The following is a 24,507-nucleotide window of genomic DNA, read 5'->3' as shown; positions in this document are numbered from 1 at the left end:
TCTTCATTCTTTTGCCCCCATTCTTCTGCCTATTGGCTTGGGTTCATCACGCGAGGATCTCCTTCACGAGTTTGCCATGCACATCGGTGAGGCGGAAATCACGGCCGGAGTAGCGGTAGGTGAGACGCTCGTGGTCGATGCCGAGGAGGTGCAGGACGGTGGCGTGGATGTCGTGGATATCGACGGCTCCTTCGACGGGGAAGTAGCCGAAGTCGTCGAGCATGCCGTGGCTGGTGCCGGGACGGAGACCAGCGCCGGCCATCCAAATGGTGAAACCCCAGGGATGATGGTCGCGGCCCGGTTTGTTGCCGCCACCTTCGGTGTTGGGCGTGCGGCCAAACTCAGTGGCGAAGACGACGAGCGTGTCTTCCAGAAGGCCTCGGCCTTTCAAGTCCTTCAAGAGACCTGCGATGGGCCTGTCGATGGCGCGGGCGTTTTTGGCGTGCAAGTTCTGGAGATCGCCGTGCTGGTCCCAGCCGTTGCTGACGATCTCGATGAAGCGAACTCCCCGCTCGAGCAACCTCCGAGCGACGAGGCATTGCCGGCCAAACTCATCGGTTTCCTTGTGCTCGGTGCCGACGCCGTAGAGTGCGAGGGTGGCGGCGGTCTCCTTGGTGAGATCGGTGGCCTCGGGCACGGCATCTTGCATGACGTAGGCTTTTTCGTGGTTGGCGATGGCGGCCTCGATGATCTGATTTTGTGCGGAGGATTTCAGAAAGTCGCGGTCGAGCTGCCCCACCGCCCGCATCTTGTTTTGCTGGAGCGATTTGATTTTCTCCGCCATCACGAGATCGGCCAGAGGCCGGGCGGGGTCCTGGAAAAAGGGCGAGCCCTGATGGACCGGCGGCAGGAATCCATTGGTGCGATACATGCGCTTCCGAGAGCCCATGACGACGAAGCCGGGCAGATTCTGATTTTCCGAACCGAGGCCGTAGTGCGCCCACGAGCCAACGCTGGGGAAGCCTTGCAAGAGCGAGCCGCCGTGCAACATGCCGATGGCGCTCTCGTGATCGGGAGACGGCCCGTGCACGGCATGGAGAAAGGTGAGATCGTCAACGCAGGAGCCGATGTGCGGGAAGAGGTCGCTCACCATCTTGCCGCACTGCCCGTAGCGCTGAAAGGCGAAGGGGCTGCCGAGGATGGCGTTGGTGGTGCGCCCGGTGATGTCTTCTTTTTTGCCAGCGATTTGGAGCGGCTTGCCGTGATCCTGATTGAGGCGCGGTTTGTGATCAAAGCTGTCGATATGCGAGAGACCACCGTCGAGGAAGAACCACACGACGCGTTTCGCTTTCGGCGCGAGGTGCGGTGTGGTGAGCTGCACTTGCGAGCCGAAGGATCGATCTGCGAAGAGCGATTGCAGCGCGAGCCAGCCAAAGCCCGAGGCGCTGGTTTGCAGAAGAGGGCGGCGACTGATTGGTGAGAGCTTCATGGCAGATCAAGGGATGTAGAGGAACTCTTTGGCGTTGATGAGGACGTGGCAAAGGTCCGTCCAAAGTCGCTGGTCCGAGCCACGCGCGGCAGGTGGCAGTGCGTAGGCCTCGGCCTGTTCGTCAATGAACTCGACGAGCGACTGCACCTCCTGCGCCGAGGGCTGGCGACCAAGCGCCGTGGCAAAGAGATGCTCGATGCGCTGCTCGGTCGAGTATCCTTTGCGGAGCTTCATGTCCTTCGCGGCCCAGGCGGTGGCTTGCTCGTGGACCAGAGCGCTGTTCAGCATGAGCAGCGACTGTCCGGGCACGCTGCTGGTCTCGCGGTCGCCCTGCGTGCGAGATGGCTCCGGCGCATCAAACATGATCATCATGTGATCAAGCGCCTCGCGTCGGATGTATTGGTAAACCCCACGCCGCAGCTTCGGATTGGCCACGGCAGCGCTCTCGCTCTGGTTCGCTGGCCCGGTGTAGCCAAACATCGTTTGATCCAGCGTGCCGGAGACCGCGAGGATAGAATCGCGCACCGCCTCGGCCCGCAGGCGCTGCACTGGCATGTGTGTGAGAAGTCGATTCGCAGGGTCCACTTGCTGTGCCTTCGCGGAGGCGATGCTTTGCGCTTGGAAGGCCCGGCTCGTGACGAGATGACGGATCAAGGCTTTCACCGACCAATCATGCTCGACGAGATAGGTGGCGAGGTAATCGAGCAACTCAGGATGGCTCGGTGCTTCTCCCATCACGCCGAAGTTGTCCACGGTGGCAACGAGACCTTGGCCAAAGATCCAGCGCCACACGCGGTTCGCCATGACGCGAGCGGTTAGCGGATTCTGTGGCGAGGTGAGGTCCTGAGCTAGTTCCAGCCGCGCCTGTGCTCCGGTAGTGTAGCCTTCGGCTCCGTGGATGACTTCGAGGAAACGGCGCGGAGCCTTTTCACCTGGCGAATCCGGCGAGCCGCGACGATGCACGGGCGAATCAAACCCAGTGCCCTCCGCCACGATGGCCGAGGCACGCTGGAACCGTGGCACTGCGGATTCGTGCGCTCGATACTGCTCCGCGAGCTTTTGCATGTCGCCGGGCAGTTGGGCCAACTGATTGCGCAAAGCACCGTGTTCCAGCAGCCAATTCAGCAACTCCACATCGTCGGCTTTCGCCGCATCGCGGCTCCAGCGATCCAGCGCGGCATCACATTCCTTGCGCCAGTGAGCCGCGAGACCTTCCGCGTTCCACTCTGGACTTGCAGGCGCGAGACGCAGCGACAGGTGCAGCTCATTCTCGGGCGCTCCTGGAGTCTGGTGCTCCACGATCTGATCCACGCCGAACCATGAGCGGCCAGTCGCGTCCTTCGCCACCAACTCATAAGGTTTGTTGCCCTCATCGGAACGGCGGAAATGCGCCGCATCATCCTTGGTCAGGATTTCCAAATACGAGCGGCGGCCCTGCCAGCTCGCCTGATGCCCCACAGGCACCGTGACCCAGGTGGGAAAGCGTGAATCAAAGTGCCGCACTTTGTTGGCATGAGCGATGTTCTCCATCTGCTGGAAGTTGTTTTGAATCAGTCGCACATGCGCCGACGAACCACCTGCCACCCGAAGGCTGACGAACTGCGTGCCGAGAGAAAAATCGGCCGAACGAGCGATGCTGCCATGCTTGCGGGTCAACCGATCCGAGCTGAGGCCCGGAGACACGAAGCGATCAACCAACTCCTTGCCCTCCGGCATCAGCGTGAAATCGCTGCCTCCGCTCCAGACCGTGCTTGGCTGCACACCCGAGAGGAACCAACCAGCATCGCTCTCGCGAAAATCCGCCGTGGTCTTGAACTTGTTCCCGTTCCGCTCCTCGCGGGCGGCGGACTCACGCCGCTGCTCGTTGAGCCATGAAGAGGCCGCTTTTTCCAAACGCTCCCCCGGCGGCGTCTGCCGGATGCGCGAGAAAAGATGCCCCGGGTCGGCACGATCCACTTTCTCCCGCAGCAACACGCGGCCCCAGAAGGTCGTCTTGTCTGGTTTGTTGCCTAGCCCGTTTTGCAGCCACTTTTGCATGGCCGCTGCCTCATTTTTCACGTCGTCTTTCCACAGCATGAGCAGACGACTTTTCATCTGCTGCTTGGCGGATTGCATCGCCGCGACTCCGTTGTCCTTCACCTCCGGGGCATCGATGATCACCTGGCTCTGCCGCGAGCTGGCGAGCGTCCCAAAGAGCGCATAGTAATCCGCCGTGGAGATCGCATCGAATTTGTGATCGTGGCATCGTGCGCAGGAAACGGTGAGGCCCTGAAAAGCCTTCGCCAGCGTGTCGATCTGGTTTTCCACGATCTGCGCCTCCTCCAGCGCCACGTCCGATGCCGTGGAGGAAACTTCCATCAGTCGCATGAAGCCCGTGCCGAGTGGTGATTCGTTGATCTTCATCGCGGCATTGAGTCGCGGCGGCAGCAGGTCGCCCGCCACATGCTCCTGCACGAAACGGTCATACGGCACATCCGCATTGAAGGCGCGGATCACATAGTCGCGATAACGCCAGGCCTGCGGAATCGGGTAATCGCGCACATAGCCGCCCGTCTCACCAAAGCGCATCAAATCCAGCCAATACGCGGCCCAGTGCTCGCCAAACTGCGGGCTCTGGAGAAGGCGGTCGATGAGAGCTTCGGTCGGAGACTTTCCGGCGGAGCCGTCGGCCATATCTTGAACAAAACTCTCCATCTCCTCCTCTGTCGGCGGCAGGCCCACCAATGCGAACTTCAGCCTACGCAACAAGGCGGCAGGCGCTGCCGGTGCGGCGGGTTCCAGTCCTTTCTCCTGCATCTTCGCCATGAGAAAGCTGTCCACCGGGTGCGCCGCCAGCGACGGCACGGTTGGTTTGTGCACCGGCTGCCAGGCCCAGTGAACGCGACGTTTCGTCAATTTGGCCTGCCATTCTTCGGTGGCAGCGGCTTGCGCGCTCGGCGGATTCTCCGACAAACCCGGAATGCCCATGCTGACCCAGCGTGTGAGATCAGCGATCACACTATCGGGCAGCTTATCAGCTCCTTTCGGCATCTTCAGGTCCTTTGAATCGTGGCGGATGGCTTGCAGCAGCAGGCTCTTGTCAGGCGCACTCGCATTCACCAGTGCACCGCTCTTCCCGCCCTTTGCAAAACCACCGCGATAGTCCAGCCGTAGGCCGCCCTTGGTCTTCTCCGCGCTGTGGCATTCGTAGCAGTGCATCACCAGCACAGGCCGGATGCGTGATTCAAAGAACGCCGCGCCATCAGGCTCCGCCGCAGAAACAGCCACGGAAACAAAGCATGCGAACGCGATGAGGTGCGAGACGATGTGTTTCATGAGACGACAAAAGGATTGGAGACAGAAAGATGGATATTTTTGTCTCTCATCTTTTTGTCTCTGATGGCTTGAGATCATCATGCAAGAATCTCCTTCACTACCTCGCCATAGACACCGGTGAGGCGGTAATCCCGACCAAGATGACGTGACGTGAGCTTGATGGCATCGCGCATGGTAAGGCTGATGGTTTCGATTTTGATTTTGGCGAGCGCGAGAGGAGGGGACGCAAACGCAGCAAGGATAAATAGGACTTTCTTCATGATTCAAAACCCAGGTCAATGGACGCCTTCACTCTTGCCCGATCGCACTGAAGTCGGTGACGGCCTTCCAGGTGGAGAAGCCGGTGTGGGTGATCTGCTTGAGCGGCTTGGTGAGCTTTGTGGTGAGGGATTGCTCGCCAGCTTTGAGGGTGATCGTCTGGGCGTCGGGGTCGAAGGTGACGGCAAATTCGTTAACTGCGTTCGCGTCACCGCCAAAGTCGGCTCTTTCGCCATTCTGAGCTGGGGTATTCCCCTGAATGATAATGAGGCGGCTCTGAATGAACTGTAGGCCGCATTTGATGAGCTGATCGTCGCCTGCGCCATCGCCAAGAACGAAAAAGCCGTTGCCATAGTAGGGCGGATTCGGGAAGCCGGGCGTGCGCTGCATCTTGAAAGTCCACGTGGTCTTGGTGGTGACGGGCTTGCCGAATTCGTAGAGCGCCTGCGCGACACTGTTTTCATTTGCGGCAAGGCGGTAACCCAGCTCGCAGGAAACGGCCTTGCCGCTGACCACTTTGGCAAAGCGATAGGAGATGTCCTCGCCGGTGATCTGCGCTCGCTTCGCCGGAGTGGCACCGGCTTGTCCTTTGCCGAGGTTCGTGACGCCGATCTTGTCCATGAACTCCTTGCGATATTCAGTGTCGTCCGGCAGCAGGTTTTCGGCGAGGACTTCGATCGGTTCACCGAGCTTCGAGACCAGTTCTGTGCCTTCGCTGCCGAAGCATGCGACGCTGCCGTCCTTCATGGCGAGATAGAGTTTGCCGTTTGCACCAGCGAGGCCGTCGAAGACTGGCAGTGCGTCGATTTGATAACTAGCGAGCAGTTTGCCTTCCGTGGTAGAGGCGGCGGCAAGACGAACACCGCGTTTGCCATTGAAGGCATCGTCGGAGCGCACGGCATCGCCATACGGCCCGGCCATGAAAATCGTGTCACCGGCGAGAACCATGGCACGCACGTGGAAGGGCAGTTCGTCGGACCATTTCACCGGCGTGGTGCGGATCTTTGTCCAGTCGGTCTTCAGATAGTTGCCTTCTTTGTGTTCCTTCGCCGCGACGCTGTAGTCAGGCTCCTTGCCTTCGCGCTTTTCATTCGCGGCGAGGATATACTTCTCACCACGACCGAACTGGGCGGAGTTTTGACCGGCGTAGAAGTTGTGGCCGAAGGTGTAAACCGTGTCGTCGTTGAAGACGAGAATGCGGCCTGCCGGCAGTTTATTGCCGCTCTGCCACCAGCCGCCGTAACCGCTCTTCGTATCGTCGCCATAGACCCAGTAGGTGCGGTGCCACCAGTTGTCGTCGAGGTATCCAGTGGGCGAGAAGATGTGCGGAGCGGGTTGGCGGCGGGAGAGTGACTCCTTGTCAAAGCTGGAGTGACGCATGAACACGAGGCCGTTCTGGCTGGAGAGAATGTCGGGCAAGGCACCGTCCATTTCGAATGAAGCGGTGACTGGTGGCTCTTTGCCATCCCTAAAATCATAGACCGTTTCCTCGCCGAAGAACTCTCCCGTCGCGGCCTTGATTTTCACCATGCGAATGCCGCCATCGAGGAAGGATGAACGTCCTGCGGCGGCATAGACCATGCCATTCTCCACGAGCACGCTGCCGCTCACCGGCCAGGTGGACTCGAGCCGGCCATAGGCCACGACGCGGCGCTCATCGGGCGCGGCACGCGTGCGCCAGCACAGCGTGCCGTCCGCTGCCACGAGGCAATAAACGCAGCCATCACCGCTGCCGAAGTAAACAAAGCCGGCGTCAATCGTGGGCGGTGAATCGATCGTTCCGCCCGCCGTGTAGGCCCACAGTGGTCTGCCACTGGCTGAGTCGAGCGTATGGATTGTGTTGCGGTCTTTTTGAGCAACGAAGACCTTGCCTTCCGCCACGACGAGACTGGTCAATTCCCCGCCGAGTTTTGTCTTCCACGCTTGTTTGAGGCCGGTGCTGATCTGTGTGGTCGCATGACCGCTGCGTGAGACATCGTGACGATAAGTGGGCCAGTCTTCCGGGTTCCGTGCTCCTGACAACACCTTCTGATAAGCCGGACCTTTCTCGATGGGATCCGCCTTGTCCTTCGCGGCCTTGAATGGCTCCGTGAGACCGGGCGTCATCGCGGTGAAGCCGTTCATCTTGCCCTTGATATAGCACGCACAAGCATGCGGAGTGGAGTAGAGCATGCCATTCGCGGGGAGGATGCCGTAGAGGCACGCGCCGCGGATCCAGTGGTTCTCATCATAGCTTTGATCGATGGGATTCACATACTCGACGCCAGAGCGGGACAGCAGCACGAAGTCGCCACTGGCCTTCGCCTTGTAGCAGCGATGATGGCCGATCCCTTTGAACTCCGGCAGATCGAACTGCTTCTTCACTTCACCCGTGATCAAATCACGGCCCATGAAGGTGCCAGGCGCTTTCGCACTGGCGATGTTCATCGACCACACCAGATCCTGCATCAGCATCACGCTCACCGGGCTGCGGTAGTCGTTGTCTACCCACGGTGCCTCCCACATGAGTTTGCCATCCGCGAGCGAAACGGTCGTGAGCTTGCGATTCCACGCGTAATACACCGCCTTGTCGTTCAGCACGACGGTGGGCGCTTCTTCGGAGAAGGTGAACAACGGCTTCGTCGTCTGCGCGATGGGCGCGGACTTCCATTTCTGCGCGCCGGTTTTCAAATCGAGGCAAACCAGGCTGTAACCGTCGTGATACACCACGTTCTCACCACGCGCCGCGAGCGTGAGCACGCTGATTTGCGGCCCGGGATGTTTCCACAGCACCTTTCCGCTCTCCGCCTCGATGGCGACGATGTTTTGCGGCGCTGTGTGATCGAGCACAACACGGTCACGTCCGTCGTAGCTGAAATGACGGCGTTTCTGCGTCTCCTCGGCGATCTTCTTCATGTCCGGCGGCGAGGGATTGCACACCACGAAAAGAATGCCCTGCGTGGAGATGACCTCCTCGGCGGCAGCGGTGCTTTCATAAACGCGAAGCTGCTCGCCAGTGGCGGCGTCGAACTGCATCAGCGGGCCGTTGATGTCGAGCGGTGCATACACTCGATCCCCAATGGCGATCAACTTGCGCGGCATCTGCGCCGGACCACTTTTCCACGGCCAGAAACGTGTGAGCCACTGCGTGAGTGGCTTCTTCCAGAGCACGACACCATTGTAAGCATCGCGTGCCGTGAGCTGCCAGTCAGCCGCGAGTTGCACGGAGGCGCGCGCACCTTCGTCCATGATGTAAAATACGCGGCCGTTCGCCGACACCATCGCATTCAGGCTCGCCATGCTCTCATGCGCCGTGGACCAAAGTGGCGTGCCCGCCCACTGAAAACGACGGGGCAGTCCGCAGCTCTTGTCCTCGCCCACCGGATTGTTCGCCGAGTCGTATTGATAATGCGTCCACTCCGCTGTCTTCGGCGTGTGTGGTTTCGTTTCCATCGACCATGTGCCGCTCACTTTTCTCAGAACAGAACCACCGGGAGCCAGCACTCGCATCGCCTCGTCGTGCGCGACCTTCGCCGCCTCGTCGAGGATAAGTAGGTTCACAAGGTTCTCGGCATGAGGCAGAGAATCGCGCGCCCAAAGTTCCGCCGAGAGCCGCGGGGCCGCACTATGAGTGGAAAAAGTCGCGCGCGCCTTCTGCACCTTAGCGGCATCCGCATCCATCGCATGCACGATCAACGAGGGCCGCGTCGCTGCAATCTCGGCCGCGAGCTTTCCATCGCGCGCGCCGACATGGACGACCAAGCCGCCTGTGGTGTGGCTCATTTCGAGCAGACGCTCCGCGTCGTTCGATTGAGCGAACGCGAACGAGGCGAGCGCGAGGACGGCGGAGGTGGCGAGGGGGAGGGAGAGCAGGTGTTTCATGGATGGTTTCAAAAGCAGGTAGGCACTAGAATGGAGGGTAGGAGAATGAATTGAAGACGCCATTCTTCTGCCCCCATTCTCTTGCCTATTTTGAAGGCGATCAGTTCACGCCAGAATCTCCTTCACCACCTCTCCATAAACATCGGTGAGGCGGAAGTCGCGACCGAGGTGACGAGAGGTGAGCTTGAGGTGATCGATGCCGAGCAGGTGCAGCATGGTGGCGTGCAGATCGTGGATGTGGACTTTGCCGTTGATGGCGCGGTAGCCCATGTCGTCGGTGTCGCCGTAGGTGAGGCCGGCTTTGACGCCGCCCCCGGCCATCCATGAGCAGAAGCTTTCGGGTTGGTGCTCGCGTCCATGTTTCTCGATGGGCGATTTGCCGCTGAGGTCCTGGCTCCATGGGGTGCGGCCAAACTCGCCGCTCCATAGCACGAGCGTGTCTTCGAGAAGGCCGCGTGATTTGAGATCTTTGAGCAAGGCGGCAACCGGTTGATCGGTCTGAGAGCAGAGTTTTGGGAGGTTTCCGCGGATGTCACCGTGATGATCCCAGCCGCCGGTGCTGACCTGCACGAAGCGCACGCCAGCTTCGCTGAGTTTGCGAGCGAGCAGACAGGCGCGGCCAAAGGTGTTGGTGTCCTTGCCGCCGACACCATAGAGGTCGAGCGTGGCTTTGCTTTCTTTCGAGATGTCCACGATCGCAGGCGTGGTGAGCTGCATACGGGCGGCGAGTTCCATGTTTTGGATCATGCCTTCCATGTTCGCATCACCATGCAGATCGCCGACGAGACGCTTGTTCATGCGGGCCATGAAATCCATGCGCTGGCGCTGGATGGCGTCGTTTTCGGAGACGTTGCGCAGGTTCTCCACGGGCAATGTTTTGCTGTCCAGCGGCACGGTGAGCTTGGTGCCTTGATGAATCGCAGGCAGGAACGCGGAGCCATACTCACGCACGCCGCCGCCCTGGATGCTGACAAAGCTGGGAAGGTTCGCGTTCTCGGTGCCGAGTCCGTAGCTGACCCATGCGCCCATCGAAGGGCGCACTTCAGCAAAGGTGCCGGTGTGGAACTGCAAGGTCGCACCTGCGTGCTGGGGATTGTCAGCGTTCATGCCACGCAGGAGGCAGAGATCATCCGCCACCGTGGCAAGGTGCGGCATCAAATCAGAGATCATCATGCCGCTCTGTCCACGCGGACGCACCGGTGCCATGGCCTTCAAGGCGAGAAACTGGTCCGTGCCGATCTGCGTGACTTCTTTGCGCAGTGGCGAGTCGATCTTCTGCCCGTGCTTGCGCTCAATGAAGGGCTTCGGGTCAAAGAGATCCATCTGCGAAGGGCCGCCGCCCATGAAGAGAAAGATGACGCGCTTGGCTTTCGGCACCATGCCGGGGATTCGAGCCGCGAGCGGATTAGCTGCCGCGCTGGCGATGTCTTGCAAGGCGAGAGCACCGAAGCCGCAAGCGGTGCGCTGAAGGAGTTGGCGGCGGGTGAGGATTGAGTTCATGGCGATTGCAGGTGATGGAAGTTAGAGACGAAACACGAACTCATTCGAGGCCAGCAGGCTGTGGCAGAGTTCGCGCCACTTGATGGAGTCGAGTGCGGGGCGGCCTTTGACGGTTTTGATGAGCGGCTCGACGTTGCCGAGGAAGGCAGTGGCCTCTTCGCGCTCGGTGCTGGTGATGGGACGATTGAGCACGCGGAGCCAGAGGGCTTCGAGTCGCGCTATTTCGTTCGGTTCGGCGGCAATGAAATGGTCGGCGAGCTTGGTGGCGCGTTTGCGGAGGAGGTCGTTGCTGAGCAGGAAGAGCGACTGCGTGGGCACCACGGTCTGGTTTCGCTGTCCGGCCGTGCCAGCGGGATCGACGAAATCAAAGAAGGCTCGCAAGCGATCTGGCCCAGCGGTGGCACCTCTGAGCACAGGGAGATAGAGGGTGCGCTCAAACTCCTGCGTCGGGCGCGGCTTGCTGTGCTTGTAGTTGGGCGGATTGACACCTTTCAGAGCCAATGCACCGCAGTTATCGGGATTCTCCAGCACCAACGCAGGCCCGCCGCTATCGCGAGTGAGTTCGCCGCTGATGGCGAGCATGGAATCGCGCAGAGCCTCGGCATCGAGACGCTGGCGATTCATGCGCCAAAAGAGTTTGTTCTCGGGGTCGAGCTTCATCGCTAGGGCATCGTTGGAGCTGCTCAGGCGATAAGCGCGGCTAAGAACGAGCGAGCGAAGGAAGGTTTTTTGCGACCAACCACCCTGCATGAACCGAGTGGCGAGGTGATCAAGCAACTCGGGATTCGTGGGCACATCGCCACGAGTGCCGAAGTAATCCACGCTGGGCACGATGCCGGTGCCGAAGAGCTTTTGCCAGATGCGGTTCACGGTCACGCGGGCGGTGAGCGGGTTGCGTTTGTCGGCAAGCCAGTCCGCGAATTGCAGACGTCCACTCTGGCCTGCTGGGATGGCGGGGAACTTATCCCACGAGGCCACGCGAAGGGTTCCACGCGGCACGACGGTGCTTGGTGCATACGGATTGCCACGCACATAAACGGGCATGTCGGCAGGCTTCGGGCCATCGCTCATGGCGAAGGCTCTTGGAGTCTTGTCCTTGAAGAACTCGGCGTGTTTGATGGTCTCGGCGAGCTTCTTGAGCTGTGCATCGAGTTCGTCGCGGCGCTTGGTTAGGGCGTCTTTGTCGGGGAGAGGTTTTCCCACAGATTGACTTCGTCTGTCTCGGGGACTCGGCTCAGGGAGGCCCGCAGATTTTTTTTCTGGAGTGGGAAGGGATTTGGGAACATCACGCTCGGCGTTGTCGGTAGCGGCGACGACTTGGGATACTGGCGAAGTCGGTTTACCGAGAGCAGCGAGTTGCTTGATCACAACGGCTTTTTCGTCAGTGAGCTTCTTTTGCTCTTCTTTGAAGCCAACGATGCGCTGTTCGTTCTCGGCTTCGAGTTTCTTTCGCACGGCGAGTTGCGCGGGGGTTTCGGGCAGGACGGTGCTGTTGAGCGTGCTCCAGACGCCCATGTCCGGCATTTTGTGCGAGGAGGGTGAACTCCGCAGCATGCCGGCGATGCCGTAGTAGTCATCGACTCCGATGGGGTCGAACTTGTGATCATGGCAGCGCACACAGCCGAGCGTCATGCCCATGAAGGTCTGGCCAATTTTGATCATCTGGGAATCGATGTGATCGGTCTCCATCTTCGCCTTGTCCGGGTTCACGATCTCGATGTCGCCGACCATGAGGAATCCGGTGGCGGTGATGTTCTCGGCGCGATCTTCGGTGGACTTTGCGGACATCAAATCTCCCGCGATCTGCTCGCGTACGAACTCATCAAACGGCTTGTCCGCGTTGAAAGCGTTGATGAGGTAATCGCGATAACGCCACGCATGCTCAGCGAACACGCCGTTCGACGTTCCGATCATATCGGCGTAGCCGGTGAGATCGAGCCAGTGGCGTGCCCAGCGCTCGCCGTAGGCTTTGGAGCTTAACAAGCGATCCACAGCATTCGCATACGCATCGGATGACGAGTCTTTTGAAAAGGATTCGATGTCCTTCGCTGTCGGTGGCAGGCCCGTGAGATCAAGGCTCACGCGACGAAGCCAAGTGTAGCGATCTGCATCACCCACGGGCTTGATGCCCTTGGCTTCGAGCGGCTTGAGGATGAAATGATCCAGCGGATCAAGTGGCCATGCGGTGTCTTTCACCAGCGGCGGCTTGGGATTGCTCACGGGTTGGAAGGCCCAGAACTTCCGGCCTTCGGCGAGGTCGATGCCTTTCTTTTGCTTTCCGGCTCCAGCGGTTCGTGGGTCATGCGCACCGAGCTTCACCCATTCTTCGAGAATGGCGATCTCGCTGGCAGGAAGCTTGGCCTTCGGAGGCATTTCGAACTCCGCGTCCACATAGCGGACCGCTTTGATGACCAGACTTTCCTCCAATTGGCCAGGCTTGATGGCGGGACCATTGTCTCCGCCCTCCGCCCAGCCAGAGCGTGAATCCAAAGCGAGGCCGCCTTTGATCTTCGTTCCGTGCGAGTGGCACTCAAAGCAACGCTGCTGAAGGATAGGCAGGACTTTGGAGTCGAAGAAGGTGGTGTCGGCTGCGTGGTTGGTGACGCAGAGTAATGACAAAAAGATGGATGACAAAAAGATGGGCTTCATATCTCATTTTGCTGTTTTGGTTTTGAGTGCGGGAAGATCCATATCCGCACCAGCAGCAAGGATGTGGCTGCGCATGGCGGCGCGGGCGGCTTCGGGGTCGCGGTTCTCGATGGCGACGAGGATGGCTTCGTGTTGTTCGATGGCGGCTCGCTTGCCGATGCGGCCAATGGTGCGCAGGCGGCTGGAGACGCCGAGGTCTGCGAGGGAATCGAGGATGAGACGGTAAATGAGGTTGCCGCTGGCATCGGCGATGGCGTGATGCGCTGCGATGTCGGCCTCAATGGCGGCGGGGCCTTCGGCGGCGTTTTCGAGCTGCTTCTGGATGCGTCGCATCGTCTTGAGCTGCTCCGTGGTGGCTCGCTGCGCGGCATAAGCGGCGGCATCCGGTTCGATGGAAAGCCGTGTCTCATTGAGCTGCTGGAGACGATCCGCCATATCAGGAATGAGCAGCGAGAGGGAGTCATTCAAAGGGCGGTGTAGGCGGTCAACGATCTTGATGCCGGTGCCGTGCTGGATCTCCAGCATGCCTTGCTGTTCGAGCCGCTTGGTGGCTTCGCGCACCACGGTGCGGCTGACACCGAGTTTCTCAGCCAAGGAGCGTTCGCCTGGAAGCCAGCGTTCCTCTTCGGAGCTGTCGCCTCGGATGAGTTCGGCAAGTTGCTGACAGACACGTTCGACAAGGGATGCAGGGCGTTCGAGTGCGGTGATGTTCATGGAGAGGTGTGTGATGGAGTTTAGTAAGTCGCGCGGCCGCCGGAGAGATCGAAGACGGCGGCGGTGGTGAAGGAGCAGTCTTCTGAGCAAAGCCAGGCCACGAGCGCGGCGGCCTCTTCCTTTTTGCCAAAGCGTCCCATCGGGATCTTCGAGAGCATGTAGTCGATATGCGACTGCTGCATCTGCTGGAGGATGTCAGTGGCGATGACGGCAGGTGTGACGGCGTTCACGGTGATGTTTGAGGTGGCGAGTTCTTTGCCGAGAGACTTGGTCAAGGCGATGACAGCAGCCTTGGAAGCGCTGTAGTGGGCGGCATTAGGATTGCCTTCCTTGCCTGCGATGGAGGCGATGTTCACGATGCGTCCGTAGCCGTTGGTGATGAGGTGCGGCACCACGCTGTGACAGCAGTAGAAGGGCCCGTTGAGATTGATCTCCATCACGCGCCGCCAGTCGGCTGGATCGAGTTCCCAGGTCTTCGCGTTGCCACCGGTGATGCCTGCGTTGTTCACAAGGATATCGATCTTTCCAAACGCAGCCACAGTGGCGGCGGTGGCGGCCTGGACGGAGGCGAGGTCCGCGAGATCGACAGTCGCAGTATGAACGGTGTCCGGCGTGCCCATCTCGGACGAAGCCTGAGCGAGCGCCGCTGCATCCACATCCCAAAGCGAGACGCGTGCCCCCGAGGCGAGGAGGCGTTCGGCAATGGCGCGGCCAATGCCCCGAGCGCCGCCCGTGACGATGGCGATGCGGTTTTGGAGATCGATTTGATTCATGGAAGAGGTTTGTGGTAGGAGGTCATACCAGTTACAGAACGGAGCTGCTTTTCGGGTTCTTTCTGGCACGCGCTAAATTAGGCGACACCGTAGTCTTCGCTGAAATCAGCCGGTGCTCGATGAAGCCTTGAGGGCGAACCCCACCAAAGGCCCGGCATCACAGCCCTGCGCTCGGCAATGTATCCCCGGCTCAGCCCGCTTTCACGAGCAAGACCATACTTGCTCTGGCCACAGGCTTCACGTAGCTCCTGAAGCCGCCGCGGCAACCGATCGCGGATGCACTCGGCGTAGTCGTGGGCGTCGTGGTTTTCCGGCGCGGTGGGCATGGTGGTTCACGCGAATGGTGATGCTCACGGAGCGGGGGAGTTATCGCATCAGTCTTTCAGCGGGATGCCGCGCAGGATGAGGGGATCGAAGCGATAGGGTGAATCGCCAGCGGCCCAGGCGATGCCGCGCAGCAGGATGGTGCGGAAGAAGGGGTCGTCGAAGGTCCAGTCGAAGTGCCCCAGGGTGGAGGCCACGACGCGGCCTTTTCCGTGCTCGTGAGCCCAGATGATGGGTTCGGCGCTGACCTTGTCGCCCACGGTTTCATCGGACGTGGCGAGCGCGGTGATCTTGCTGCGGTCGCCTTGCAGGTTCCAGAAGCATTCGTCGGCGAGGGTGAAGGTATCGGGCAGCCCGTGCATGATCGGATGACGCGGCTCCGGCAGCTTCAGGGTGATGACCTTGTGCTTGTAGTGACTGTCCTTTCCCTTGGCCATGCCGAGCAGATTTGCGAGCGCTGGCGAAGCATTCCAGAGCACATAGTGCGATAGCACGAGGCCACCGCCACGATTCAGGAATGCCTCGATCTGCTGCTGGTGCTTCGCGTCGGACAAACACTTCGGGTGTTGATAAAGCATAATCACATCCGCCGTGGCGAACTGCTCTTCGGTGGGCCATTCCAAGGTGCTCAGGGCTTTGACATGCGCAGAGCCTGCGGTGATCAAGGCGCGGTCTGCCTCCACCTGGGGGCGATACAGGTTCGTCACCGTCTCATCACCTCGGCCTGCGCCGCCGAGCAGCACTTTCCAGCGTTTCGGTAGCACATCGTGAGAATGGGACCTCGGCGGATGATCCTTGGCACCTCCAGCGAAGAGAATGGTGAGCGGTCGCAGGCTCGCCTCTGCGGCGGGCTTTGGTGCCTTGCCGAGAACGGCATAAACCTCTGCGCGGCTGCGCAGTTCCGGTGTCTGGACGCCATAGGTGTTCTCGGGTTCCGCTTGGGCGTGTGCCAACAAACCGGTGGAGGCAGCGAGCGCACCCGTCGAACGTTGGAGAAAGGTGCGGCGGCTGATGTCGGTAGGGAGTGGGTGGGTGGGTTTCATGGTGTGAGTTGAAGTCAGTTGCCGAGATGTTCGGCGCTCTATTTCTCCAGCGGTTTGAGGTAGATATTGCGGAACTGGATCGGGCTGCCCTCGCTTTGCAGGCAGATCGCGCCGCTGGACGGTTTGGCGCCGGTGCCCTTGTTCTGCAGCACGCCGTTGATCGTCAGTTGGATCGAGTCGCCATCGCAGACGATGTCGTAGCTGTTCCACTCGCCCGGGGGTTTCTCGTTCGATAACTCCTGTTTCTTGGCTCTTAGGTATGGCTTTACAACCGGGCCGAGCTGCTTGCCGTTGACGGTCAAGGACGAGAGGTTGATCAAATAGAAATCACCTGCGTTCTCATGCATGACTTGGGCCTCGATGGAGGTTGGCCAGAGGAGGTCGGGGCCTGTCTTGTGCAGCAGCACGCCGCTGTTGGTCGGCTTGCCGTCCCAGCGCCACTCGAGATGCAGTTGATAGTTCGCGTAGTCTTTGCTGGTGCGGAGGTAACCCGACGGCTTGCCCTCACAGTGGATCACGCCGTCGCGGACCGACCACACTTTTGTGTCGGTTGAATTGACGTCTTTGCCCTGCCTCTTGCCGGGGCTGAAGGGGATCCAACCGTCAAGGGATTTGCCGTCGAACAACATCACCTTGGCAGCGGGTTCGATTGCGTCCCCGGAGTGCAGCTCCGTGATGACGATGTCCTTGTAGCGCACGATGGCGGATGAATTGCCGTGGATCTGCACCGCGATGATGCCGGTGGTCTCGATGGTCGGGTCGGTCTCGGTGTAGTCCACCGTCTGCACGCCATTGAGCCAGATCTGAATGCGCGAGCCTTCGGCGCGGATGCGGTAGTCGTTCCATTCGCCCACGGGCTTGCGCGCCTTTTCCAGCACTTCCTTCGTGGGTCTCTGGATGACTTTGCTGCGGCGAATGTGATCGTAGAGCGCTCCGTCGTAACCTGCGCCGAGGTCCGCCTGAAATCCGGACACTTCGGTGCCCTTCGGGACACGCTTGGACCGGAAATGCACGCCGCCATTCACGAAGCCCTCGGTGCCTTCCAGTTTCCATTTCAGCGTGAGTTCGAAGTCGCCGAACTCTTGGGTCGTTGTGAGGTAGTCGTTGCGGGTTTGCTTCTTCTCGAGTGAGCCCGAAGTGAATGCCCCGTCTTCAATGCGCCATTGCGTGGTGGTATCGCCCTCCCAGCCAGTGAAGGTCTTGCCATCTGAGAGGGGTGTCTGCGCCGAGGCGGCGGAGGTGACGAGGAGAAGGGTGATGAGGACTGTTTTCATGATGTTAGGCTCTCGGTTGGGGCGTTGTGAATTGAGTGTGTTAGGGATCATTTTATTTCCCCAATTCGCTGACTGAATGAATCGTTCAGTTTCATTGAAAGCAGGCTAAAGCGGATCATGGATCGAAGTTTTTTGATGCGTCATTGTAGGCAAAGACGCTGCCGTTTTGCTTGGCAGATACCCGCGACTTTTTGTATTTTCGGCGCATCACGGGCGTTTCAGAATTACCCATGAAAAAGCGCCACAAATCATCCCAATCCAGCCAAGGCCATGAGGGAAAGAAACTCCAGGAAGCCTTCTTGTCGCGTGTCATTCCCGAAGACTCTTTGGGCCAGTTGTTTGATATGCTTCCGAACGTCTATTTCTTCGTCAAAGACACCGAGGGGCGGTTCATGCGGATGAATCAAGCCTTGCTGCAGGCCATCGGATTTCGCCATGAAACCGAAGTCCTTGGCTTCACGGACGCCGACTTTTTCTCCCCGTTTCTCGCCCAAGGTTATCGTGAAGAAGACCGCTGGATCGCCAGCCACAACAAGGTGGTCAGGGACAAGATTTGGTTCGTGCCCAACAGCAAAGGTTTCCTGGTCTGCTACTTGTGTAGCAAGGCCCCCCTGCACGACCGGGCAGGGCGAGTCATCGGCATCGCCGGAGTCATGCGGGATGCCCGCAGCGCGGGTGCCATCATCGGTCCTTACGAGGATCTCAAGCCCGCTGTGGATTACCTCAACAGCCATTTCAACGAGAGCATCACCATCGAGAGCGTCGCCGCCATGGTGCATCTCTCCACCAGCCAGTTTCAGCGACGCTTCAGAGCCTTGTTTCAGACCTCCCCGATTCAATACCTGCTCCAACTTCGAATCGACAGTGCCTGCCAGCAATTGCAGCGCACGGATGACTCGCTTGGCTCCATCGCGATGGAAAACGGGTTCTACGATCAGAGTGTATTCTGCCGCCAGTTTCAAAAACGCGTCGGCCTCACGCCCCGCCAATACCGGACCCGATTCGGAAAGAACGCAAAGTGGAAGCCATCGCCTTAGTGCGGCTTGCAGACGTGTGTCGGTCCCATAGTTCGCTGAGTTGCCCATCGTCGGGCAGACGAGGCCACCGTTGCTCCTGCCGATGGATTCCCTGCTGATGCCACGCTCACGAACCAAGGCTGACTTTGCTCAAACCCATCGCTTCCCGGAGTTCCTGCAAGTGCCTCGGCATCCGTTCGGCGTAGTCGTGGGCGTCGTGGTTGTCCAGCGCGGTGGGCATGGGAACTCATGCGGAGTGGAGCACAACTGGCGGTGCAAGCAGCTGGGCGGTGAGGAGGGCGGGGAGTTGTTACTTGGTTTTGGAGTCCTTCTTCGCTCCAGCGTCGATTCGATCGGCCTTCGGCTGAATTTCGCGGTCGGGAGTGGTGGAATGCGTGGGTTGTTCAGCAGCAAGCGGTGCCAGCAGCCGGTCGGCGCGCAGTTCCCTGCGGCTCAGGACGCCTAACGGCAGGGCTATCGATGTTCCGAAGGACGGGTTCTTGTTGGCCTGCCCATCCCAGCCGATGCACTCCCAAACCTTGCCCTGCTGCGCACGCAGGTGGCCCAGCCAATGCTGCTTAATGGTCTGCGCCAACTTCGGATACTCCGGCTGCAGGATGGTCAGCAGCCAGCCGACCGGGACGTGCCAGTAGGCGCCGTTCATATACCTGTTTTTTTGGGGCCTGGCTTTCTCCCACATGGTAGTCGGCGAGAAGTCGCCGCTCAGCGGGACGTGGCGCAGGGCACCCTCGAACTCGATCTCTCCGGGCTTGGCCAACGCCGCCGTAATCGTCCTGAGCAAAGCCGCGCGGGCTTCACCCTCAACCGCGCCGATATAGATCGCGTAGATGCTGCCCCACACATCCGACTGCCCGGAGATGCCGTTAGAGGCTTTGAGCCAGCCGCCGTGGGTGCCGTCGGTGTCGGCAAAGACCGGCAGGATATGCGAGCGGATCTGTTGGGCGACGCCGGCATAGTGTTTGGCGTCTTCGGGTTGGTCCATCTTGGTGGCGAGCCAGGCGAGGTTTAGGGCCGTGCGGTAGCGGATCAGCGAAGCCATCAGGAGGTCTCCCGTCATCTCGATGGCATCATAGAAAATGAATCCGACCGACCGCCGCGCCGCCGTGGTGCGCACCAATTGTGTGGCCGGATTGATCTCCGGCACGGTAAAAGCCAGCTTCAGTCGCTCATACACGGTGCGTCCGCCCACCTCGCGGCTCAGCAGCGCTTTGGCATCACCACTGCGAGCGAGCATGTGGGCGAGCGAGATGACTTCAAACTGGTTGTTGCTGGGCGGGCGGAAACCCCAGTCGCCATTCATGTGGGCCAATGGATCGTAGGTGCCGGGAAAGAACACCGGTGCGCCATCCACATTGATATGATCGGGGATGGCGTGAGCGGGTATGACCACCTGCTGGCCCAGCTCCCTTGGCTCAGGGCCGTTTTGCTTTTCCAGAATCAGTTGGAAGTGGCGGAGACCGTCCTCGCGCGCAATCAAGCCGCTGGAAAAATTCATGGTGAAGTCCAGGATCCAGATCGCCGGATAACCACCCGGCGTGATGGCCCGGAACCCCAAGGTATTGGTTTTGCCGTGGGCGATGGCACCCGGAGCCACCCCGCAGGTTTCGAGGGTGGCCGTCGCCAACTCGCGGACCAACGCCAGTTCGTCCGGCGCCAGAATCTCCGGCTGGGCCGCGCCATTGGCAACGGCATCGGCAGCAGGTAGAACATCGGCCAGCGGCGCGAACAGCAGGGCGGCAAGGAGATTGAGAGTGCGTTTCATGCGATGAGATCCTTGATCACTGTGCCGCCAAACTGGCTGAGCTGCTTGAAGCGACCGGCGTGGTAGTAGGTGAGTTTGTTGTCGTCCAGGCCGAGAAGGCGCAAGAGGGTGACGTGGAAATCGCGGACGTGGGCTTTGCCTTCGACGGCGGTCATGCCGAGGTCGTCGGTGGCACCGATGGTGTGACCGGCGTTACAGCCGCCACCGGCGAGCCAGAGGGTCATGGCGTTCGGATTGTGGTCGCGACCGTAGGCGGTGCCGCCGCGCACGCCGTTGTCGGGTGTGCGGCCGAACTCGCCGCACCAAACGATGAGGGTGCTCTCCAGAAGGCCGCGCTGTTTGAGGTCGGTGATGAGGGCGGCGATGGGCTGGTCAACGCCGCGCACAAGATTGCCATGGGCACGCTCGATGTAGTCGTGGCTGTCCCAGGAGCCGTTGTAGAGCTGAACGAAGCGCACGCCTTTTTCGATGAGCTTGCGGGCTAACAAGCATTTGCGGCCAAAGGAATCGGTGGCGTCATTGCCGATGCCGTAGAGTTCCTTGGTCTTCGCGTCTTCCTTGGAGAGGTCGAGAGTCTCGGGCACCTGCATCTGCATGCGGAAGGCGAGTTCGTAGTTGTCCATGCGCGCGGCGAGTTCGTCGTGGCCGGGATGCTGCGCGGCGTGCGCGGTGTTGAGCTTCGTGATGAGGTCGAGGTTCTTGCGCTGACGTGCTTCGCTCACGCCTGGCGGCGGCGTGAGATCGAGAATGGGCGAGCCTTTCGCGCGCAGCGGCGTGCCTTGGTAGTTGGCGGGCAAGTAGCCGTTGCTCCAGTTCGCGGCACCTCCTTGCGGATAGCTGACTTCGGGCAGCACGATGAAGCCGGGCAGGTCCTGATTGAGCGAGCCAAGGCCGTAGTTCACCCACGCACCGATGCCGGGATCGCCTCCGAAGCGGTTGCCACAGTTCATCTGATACATCGCGGTCGGATGGTTCACGCTCTCCACGGTGCAACCACGGAAGAAACAAATATCATCCGCGACCTTGGCGAGATTCGACCAGTTGTCCGCCATGTCCGCGCCGCTTTGACCGGCCTTGATGAACTTGAAGGGGCTTTGCACATAGTAGCGCTTGCCGCCCTGCATGGCGGAGGCCTGCTTGTCTTGGCGAGTGAACTCCTTGAGGTGCAGCTTTTCGAGCGTGGGCTTGGGGTCGAAGGTGTCGATGTGCGACGGCCCGCCTTCCATCATGAGGAAGATGACGTTCTTCGCCTTCGCCTCCGGGAAGTGGCCTGGCTTCGGTGCCAGCGGATGTTTCTTCGCCTCCTCGGCGAGCAAGGAACTGAAGGCGACACTGCCGAGGCTGGTGCCCAGGCTGTAGATGAACTCGCGGCGTGTTGGCGCGTGCAAAGCGCGGGCTCCGGCGCATGGGAAGAAGGGTTTAATAGACATAAGCGAACTCGTTGGAGTTGAGCAGGACGAGGCAGACATCTGCCAGGGCGCGGGTGCGGGCATCGACATCGGCGGGCTGAAGGTCGGGCACGAACTCCGCGTAGGCGTGCAGCTTCTCGTTGAAGGAAAACTTCTCGCCGGTGTTCTCTTCCACGGCATCGCGGCGGACTTCGAGCGGTGGCTTTTGAGTCGTCGGCTTTTCGCTGCCAAGCAGGGCTTCGATGTCGCGCCAATGAGCAAGGCAGCTTTGCGTTTCTTCGGCACTCGGTGGGCGGGAGAAAGTGAGCGCGAAGACCCGCGCAATGGCTTCCTCATCACTGTGCGTTTCCTTCACGGCGCGATTGGCGAGGGCGAGTGCGCGAGATTGCGTGCTCTGGCCATTGAACAAGCTGAAGACCTGCGGCGTGACGGTGCTGGCCTCGCGGCGCTCGCAGGAGAAGTCCGGCGCGGGCGCATTGAAGACCTCCAGCATCGGGTCGGTGAGGCCGCGCAGTTTCAGGGCGTAGAGTGAGCGGCGATGGCGCTGCTCAGGCTTGGGATTGGGCACCCAGGCGGAGGCAAAGGTGCCCATGACTTGGCGCGGTTGCAGGGCGGCTTCCAGATTGATCTCAGGCCGGTTCGGAATGCCACCGAGGGTGCGGTTCAGCTCGCCCGTGGCCGCGAGCATGGCATCCCGCAACTCTTCCGCGCTAAGGCGGCGCGGCTGAAAGACGACGTAGCTGGTGCCGAGGGCGTCTTTCTCCCGCAGTGCCTTCAAATCAGGATGCGTGGCGCTGCGGCGATAGGCCTCCGAGGTCATGATGAGGCGGTGCAGTGCCTTGAAGCTCCAGCCGCTCTCCACAAACTGCGCCGCGAGCCAGTCCAGCAATTCGGGGTGGGTGGGCTTTTTGCCGGTGCTTCCGAAGTTGTTCGGATTCCCCGCGAGCGGCTGGCCGAAGTGCCACATCCACACGCGATTCACGATGGCCCTTGAGGTCAGCGGATTGTCCGAGCTGGCGACCCATTCGGCGAAGGCTTTGCGACGGCCTTCGATGGTGTCGGGGATGGGCGTCTTTTGCACAGAGCCAAGCACGCTGAGGACGCCGGGCTTGACCTTGGTGCCGGAGGCAAAGGGATCGCCACCGGTGAGGATGCAGGTCTCTTCCAGCTCGCCCGCGCTCATCCTGTCGGCGGGCATCCGCAGCGGAGCGAAGACGGTTTTATATTGCCGGGTGCGACCGCCATAGACCGCGAGAGCATAGGGTTCATAGCGATCCAGTTCCCATCGGAGTCGCTCCAAGCCTTTTCGTGCCACTCGTTCCATGCCGAACTGTTCTGGCGTGAAGCCGACCAGCTTGGGAGGGAAGTCCCCTTCCGGCGCACCGGCGCTGGTGAGCGCATTTCGTGCGGTGGCGAACAGGTCCGAATACTTGCCGAGCTTCCTGGCGGGTCCTTGCTTCGGAGCGGCGGGATTTCGTGCGGCCTCGACGGCGGCATTCCACTTGGCCGGGTCCTTGCCGTTGTCCTTGAACCAACGCGCGGCGTTCTCCAGCAATACGGCGTCCAGCTTCGTCAGGATGGATTCATGTTCCGCCAGGCTCTTTTCCAAATAGCCGCGTTCGTCGAAGCCCTGCGTGTTCTCTTCTGGAAGAAAAGGCGCGGCACGTTCCGAGAGCTGGGTCGTCGCAAACACGGCCTGAATCGAGTAGTAATCATGCGTGGGCACCGGATCGAACTTGTGATCGTGACAGCGGGCGCACTGCAGCGAGTGCGCGAGGAAGGTCTCGCCCACGCTGTTGGTCACATCATCGAGAAAGCGCTGGCGGGCGATCTTCTCCACCTCCATGCCAGTCAGCTCCCACGGCCCTGTGCGCAGGAAACCCGTGGCGATGATTTTCTCCGGGTCATTGGCGTCGATCTCATCCCCGGCGATCTGCTCCTTGATGAACTGATCATAGGGCTTGTCGCGGTTGAAGGCGCGCACCACGTAATCGCGATAGCGCCAGGCATTTCCACGCTCGTAGTCATTCGAGAAGCCCGACGAATCGGCGTAGCGGGTGACATCCAGCCAGTGCTGCGCCATGCGCTCGCCGTAATGCGGGGAGTCGAGCAGACGGTCGATGAGTGCCTTCACCGCCGCATTCGTGTCTTTCGAGTAACTGCTCTCAAAGGCTGTGACTTCCTCCGGTGTCGGCGGCAGTCCGGTGAGGTCAAACGAGGCGCGACGGATCAACGTGCTGGCATCGGCGGTGGGCGCGGGCTTCAACCCGGGAGGCATCTTCGCCTTGATGAAGTCATCCAGCACCTTCTCGCCATCCTTCTTCGCGATTGGTTGATAAGCCCACAGCCCCTCCGGTTTGTATTTTCGATTCGCCCACTCGGGCGACAAGGCTCCCGTCGTCTTTACCATGATGCCATCCTCTGCGGACCACTTCGCCTCGTTCGCTTTCGCAATGGCCTGCACCCGTGAATCATCCGGCCACGGCGCACCGCCCGCGATCCAGTCTTTGATCCAGGCGATCTGCTCCGCATAAAGCTTGTCCGCCTCCTTCGGCGGCATCGCCTCCCAGTCATCATGCTTCCGCGTCACCGCGAGATACAGCGGACTCTCCTCCGGCTTGCCAGCGATCAAACCCGGCTTCTCGCTGTCGCCACCTTTCATGATGGCACCACGAGTTCGCATATCGAAGCCACCTTTCAACTTTGCAGGATCGTTGCCATGGCAAGCCATACACTTCTCCGCAAACAGTGGCACGATGCGGCGCACGAAGAGCAGTTCCGCCGAGTCATCCGCCGCTGCGGGCAGTGAAGATGCAAGGAGGAAAAAAGAAGCGACGAGAAGTCTCATGGGATGGTCGGCAGGTTCATGATTCAGGCACTCACCGCCACGCTGGTGCCGCCTTGTCTGGCGGACGCGTAGATGGCCTCGACGATGCGGATGTCGCGCAGGCCCATCGCGCCATCGGCTTTGAAGGGCGACTTGCTGGTGATGGCCTTGGCGAACTCGTCGAGCAGCACGGCGAGCTGGAGCGTGTCGTCGGCGGGCACTTCCTTTTTGTTCACCACGAGGCGCTTCGGATTGGGTTTGTTGCCACCGCTTTGTCCATAGACACTGCCTTTGTCTCCGGGGAGGATTTCCACGCTGCCTTTCGGGCCCAG

The 24,507-nt window shown here is 60.4% G+C and carries 16 protein-coding genes and 1 pseudogene; 1 reads left to right on the top strand and 16 read right to left on the bottom strand.

The window, feature by feature from the left end:
* Window positions 1-46: 46 nt before the first annotated feature.
* From ACILSE_RS22795 to ACILSE_RS22740, 12 genes are all read right to left on the bottom strand, one after another.
* The gene (locus tag ACILSE_RS22795; protein WP_395719750.1) at window positions 47-1,429 is read right to left on the bottom strand and encodes a DUF1501 domain-containing protein; all 1,383 of its coding nucleotides are present in this window, start codon (window positions 1,427-1,429) and stop codon (window positions 47-49) included.
* Window positions 1,430-1,435: 6 nt separating this feature from the next.
* Window positions 1,436-4,744: a PSD1 and planctomycete cytochrome C domain-containing protein gene (locus ACILSE_RS22790; RefSeq protein ID WP_395719749.1), complete on the bottom strand. Its 3,309-nt coding sequence runs from the start codon at window positions 4,742-4,744 to the stop codon at window positions 1,436-1,438.
* A 77-nt stretch (window positions 4,745-4,821) separates the two neighbouring features.
* On the bottom strand, window positions 4,822-5,004 hold the full coding sequence (locus ACILSE_RS22785; protein ID WP_395719748.1) for a hypothetical protein: 183 nt from the start codon (window positions 5,002-5,004) through the stop codon (window positions 4,822-4,824).
* Between the two features lie 28 nt (window positions 5,005-5,032).
* Window positions 5,033-8,863 carry a PQQ-binding-like beta-propeller repeat protein gene (locus ACILSE_RS22780; protein ID WP_395719747.1) on the bottom strand — a complete coding sequence of 1,277 codons (3,831 nt, stop codon included), beginning with the start codon at window positions 8,861-8,863 and terminating at the stop codon, window positions 5,033-5,035.
* A gap of 105 nt (window positions 8,864-8,968) precedes the next feature.
* On the bottom strand, window positions 8,969-10,363 hold the full coding sequence (locus tag ACILSE_RS22775; protein WP_395719746.1) for a DUF1501 domain-containing protein: 1,395 nt from the start codon (window positions 10,361-10,363) through the stop codon (window positions 8,969-8,971).
* Between the two features lie 21 nt (window positions 10,364-10,384).
* The gene (locus ACILSE_RS22770; RefSeq protein ID WP_395719745.1) at window positions 10,385-13,012 is read right to left on the bottom strand and encodes a PSD1 and planctomycete cytochrome C domain-containing protein; all 2,628 of its coding nucleotides are present in this window, start codon (window positions 13,010-13,012) and stop codon (window positions 10,385-10,387) included.
* Window positions 13,013-13,015: 3 nt separating this feature from the next.
* Window positions 13,016-13,726 carry a FadR/GntR family transcriptional regulator gene (locus ACILSE_RS22765; RefSeq protein ID WP_395719744.1) on the bottom strand — a complete coding sequence of 237 codons (711 nt, stop codon included), beginning with the start codon at window positions 13,724-13,726 and terminating at the stop codon, window positions 13,016-13,018.
* 20 nt (window positions 13,727-13,746) lie between these two features.
* Window positions 13,747-14,499, bottom strand: coding sequence for an SDR family NAD(P)-dependent oxidoreductase (locus ACILSE_RS22760; protein WP_395719743.1), 753 nt, complete (start codon window positions 14,497-14,499; stop codon window positions 13,747-13,749).
* A 77-nt stretch (window positions 14,500-14,576) separates the two neighbouring features.
* Entirely contained in the window at window positions 14,577-14,825 is a 249-nt protein-coding gene (locus tag ACILSE_RS22755; RefSeq protein ID WP_395719742.1) for a helix-turn-helix domain-containing protein, read from the bottom strand.
* A 48-nt stretch (window positions 14,826-14,873) separates the two neighbouring features.
* On the bottom strand, window positions 14,874-15,866 hold the full coding sequence (locus tag ACILSE_RS22750) for a ThuA domain-containing protein (protein ID WP_395719741.1): 993 nt from the start codon (window positions 15,864-15,866) through the stop codon (window positions 14,874-14,876).
* 38 nt (window positions 15,867-15,904) lie between these two features.
* On the bottom strand, window positions 15,905-17,140 hold the full coding sequence (locus ACILSE_RS22745) for a DUF1080 domain-containing protein (RefSeq protein WP_395719740.1): 1,236 nt from the start codon (window positions 17,138-17,140) through the stop codon (window positions 15,905-15,907).
* A gap of 115 nt (window positions 17,141-17,255) precedes the next feature.
* On the bottom strand, window positions 17,256-17,453 hold the full coding sequence (locus ACILSE_RS22740; protein WP_395719739.1) for a hypothetical protein: 198 nt from the start codon (window positions 17,451-17,453) through the stop codon (window positions 17,256-17,258).
* Window positions 17,454-17,484: 31 nt separating this feature from the next.
* On the opposite strand from ACILSE_RS22740, the gene ACILSE_RS22735 reads away from it, so the two are divergent.
* On the top strand, window positions 17,485-18,177 hold the full coding sequence (locus ACILSE_RS22735; RefSeq protein WP_395719738.1) for a helix-turn-helix domain-containing protein: 693 nt from the start codon (window positions 17,485-17,487) through the stop codon (window positions 18,175-18,177).
* A gap of 289 nt (window positions 18,178-18,466) precedes the next feature.
* On the opposite strand, the gene ACILSE_RS22730 is transcribed toward ACILSE_RS22735, so the two are convergent.
* From ACILSE_RS22730 to ACILSE_RS22715, 4 genes and pseudogenes are all read right to left on the bottom strand, one after another.
* Window positions 18,467-19,939 carry a hypothetical protein gene (locus ACILSE_RS22730; RefSeq protein ID WP_395719737.1) on the bottom strand — a complete coding sequence of 491 codons (1,473 nt, stop codon included), beginning with the start codon at window positions 19,937-19,939 and terminating at the stop codon, window positions 18,467-18,469.
* Complete coding sequence (locus ACILSE_RS22725) at window positions 19,936-21,369, bottom strand: DUF1501 domain-containing protein (protein WP_395719736.1); 1,434 nt, start codon at window positions 21,367-21,369, stop codon at window positions 19,936-19,938. Before ACILSE_RS22725 ends, ACILSE_RS22730 begins: the two co-directional genes overlap by 4 nt.
* Window positions 21,359-24,196, bottom strand: coding sequence for a PSD1 and planctomycete cytochrome C domain-containing protein (locus tag ACILSE_RS22720; RefSeq protein WP_395719735.1), 2,838 nt, complete (start codon window positions 24,194-24,196; stop codon window positions 21,359-21,361). Before ACILSE_RS22720 ends, ACILSE_RS22725 begins: the two co-directional genes overlap by 11 nt.
* A gap of 23 nt (window positions 24,197-24,219) precedes the next feature.
* A pseudogene (locus ACILSE_RS22715) lies at window positions 24,220-24,507 on the bottom strand (hypothetical protein); the annotation flags it as partial.

The organism is Prosthecobacter sp., from assembly GCF_044236155.1.
Taxonomy (GTDB): Bacteria; Verrucomicrobiota; Verrucomicrobiia; order Verrucomicrobiales; family Verrucomicrobiaceae; genus Prosthecobacter.
This window is presented reverse-complemented; position numbering and strand designations above follow the sequence as displayed.

Coding starts and splice junctions, on each gene's coding strand:
- ACILSE_RS22765 (WP_395719744.1), bottom strand. CDS start 13,726: ATGAACATCACCGCACTCGAACGCCCTGCATCCCTTGTCGAACGTGTC.
- ACILSE_RS22740 (WP_395719739.1), bottom strand. CDS start 17,453: ATGACACGCGACAAGAAGGCTTCCTGGAGTTTCTTTCCCTCATGGCCT.
- ACILSE_RS22735 (WP_395719738.1), top strand. CDS start 17,485: ATGCTTCCGAACGTCTATTTCTTCGTCAAAGACACCGAGGGGCGGTTC.
- ACILSE_RS22730 (WP_395719737.1), bottom strand. CDS start 19,939: ATGAAACGCACTCTCAATCTCCTTGCCGCCCTGCTGTTCGCGCCGCTG.
- ACILSE_RS22770 (WP_395719745.1), bottom strand. CDS start 13,012: ATGAAGCCCATCTTTTTGTCATCCATCTTTTTGTCATTACTCTGCGTC.
- ACILSE_RS22760 (WP_395719743.1), bottom strand. CDS start 14,499: ATGAATCAAATCGATCTCCAAAACCGCATCGCCATCGTCACGGGCGGC.
- ACILSE_RS22720 (WP_395719735.1), bottom strand. CDS start 24,196: ATGAGACTTCTCGTCGCTTCTTTTTTCCTCCTTGCATCTTCACTGCCC.
- ACILSE_RS22790 (WP_395719749.1), bottom strand. CDS start 4,744: ATGAAACACATCGTCTCGCACCTCATCGCGTTCGCATGCTTTGTTTCC.
- ACILSE_RS22755 (WP_395719742.1), bottom strand. CDS start 14,825: ATGCCCACCGCGCCGGAAAACCACGACGCCCACGACTACGCCGAGTGC.
- ACILSE_RS22780 (WP_395719747.1), bottom strand. CDS start 8,863: ATGAAACACCTGCTCTCCCTCCCCCTCGCCACCTCCGCCGTCCTCGCG.
- ACILSE_RS22785 (WP_395719748.1), bottom strand. CDS start 5,004: ATGAAGAAAGTCCTATTTATCCTTGCTGCGTTTGCGTCCCCTCCTCTC.
- ACILSE_RS22775 (WP_395719746.1), bottom strand. CDS start 10,363: ATGAACTCAATCCTCACCCGCCGCCAACTCCTTCAGCGCACCGCTTGC.
- ACILSE_RS22745 (WP_395719740.1), bottom strand. CDS start 17,140: ATGAAAACAGTCCTCATCACCCTTCTCCTCGTCACCTCCGCCGCCTCG.
- ACILSE_RS22795 (WP_395719750.1), bottom strand. CDS start 1,429: ATGAAGCTCTCACCAATCAGTCGCCGCCCTCTTCTGCAAACCAGCGCC.
- ACILSE_RS22750 (WP_395719741.1), bottom strand. CDS start 15,866: ATGAAACCCACCCACCCACTCCCTACCGACATCAGCCGCCGCACCTTT.
- ACILSE_RS22725 (WP_395719736.1), bottom strand. CDS start 21,369: ATGTCTATTAAACCCTTCTTCCCATGCGCCGGAGCCCGCGCTTTGCAC.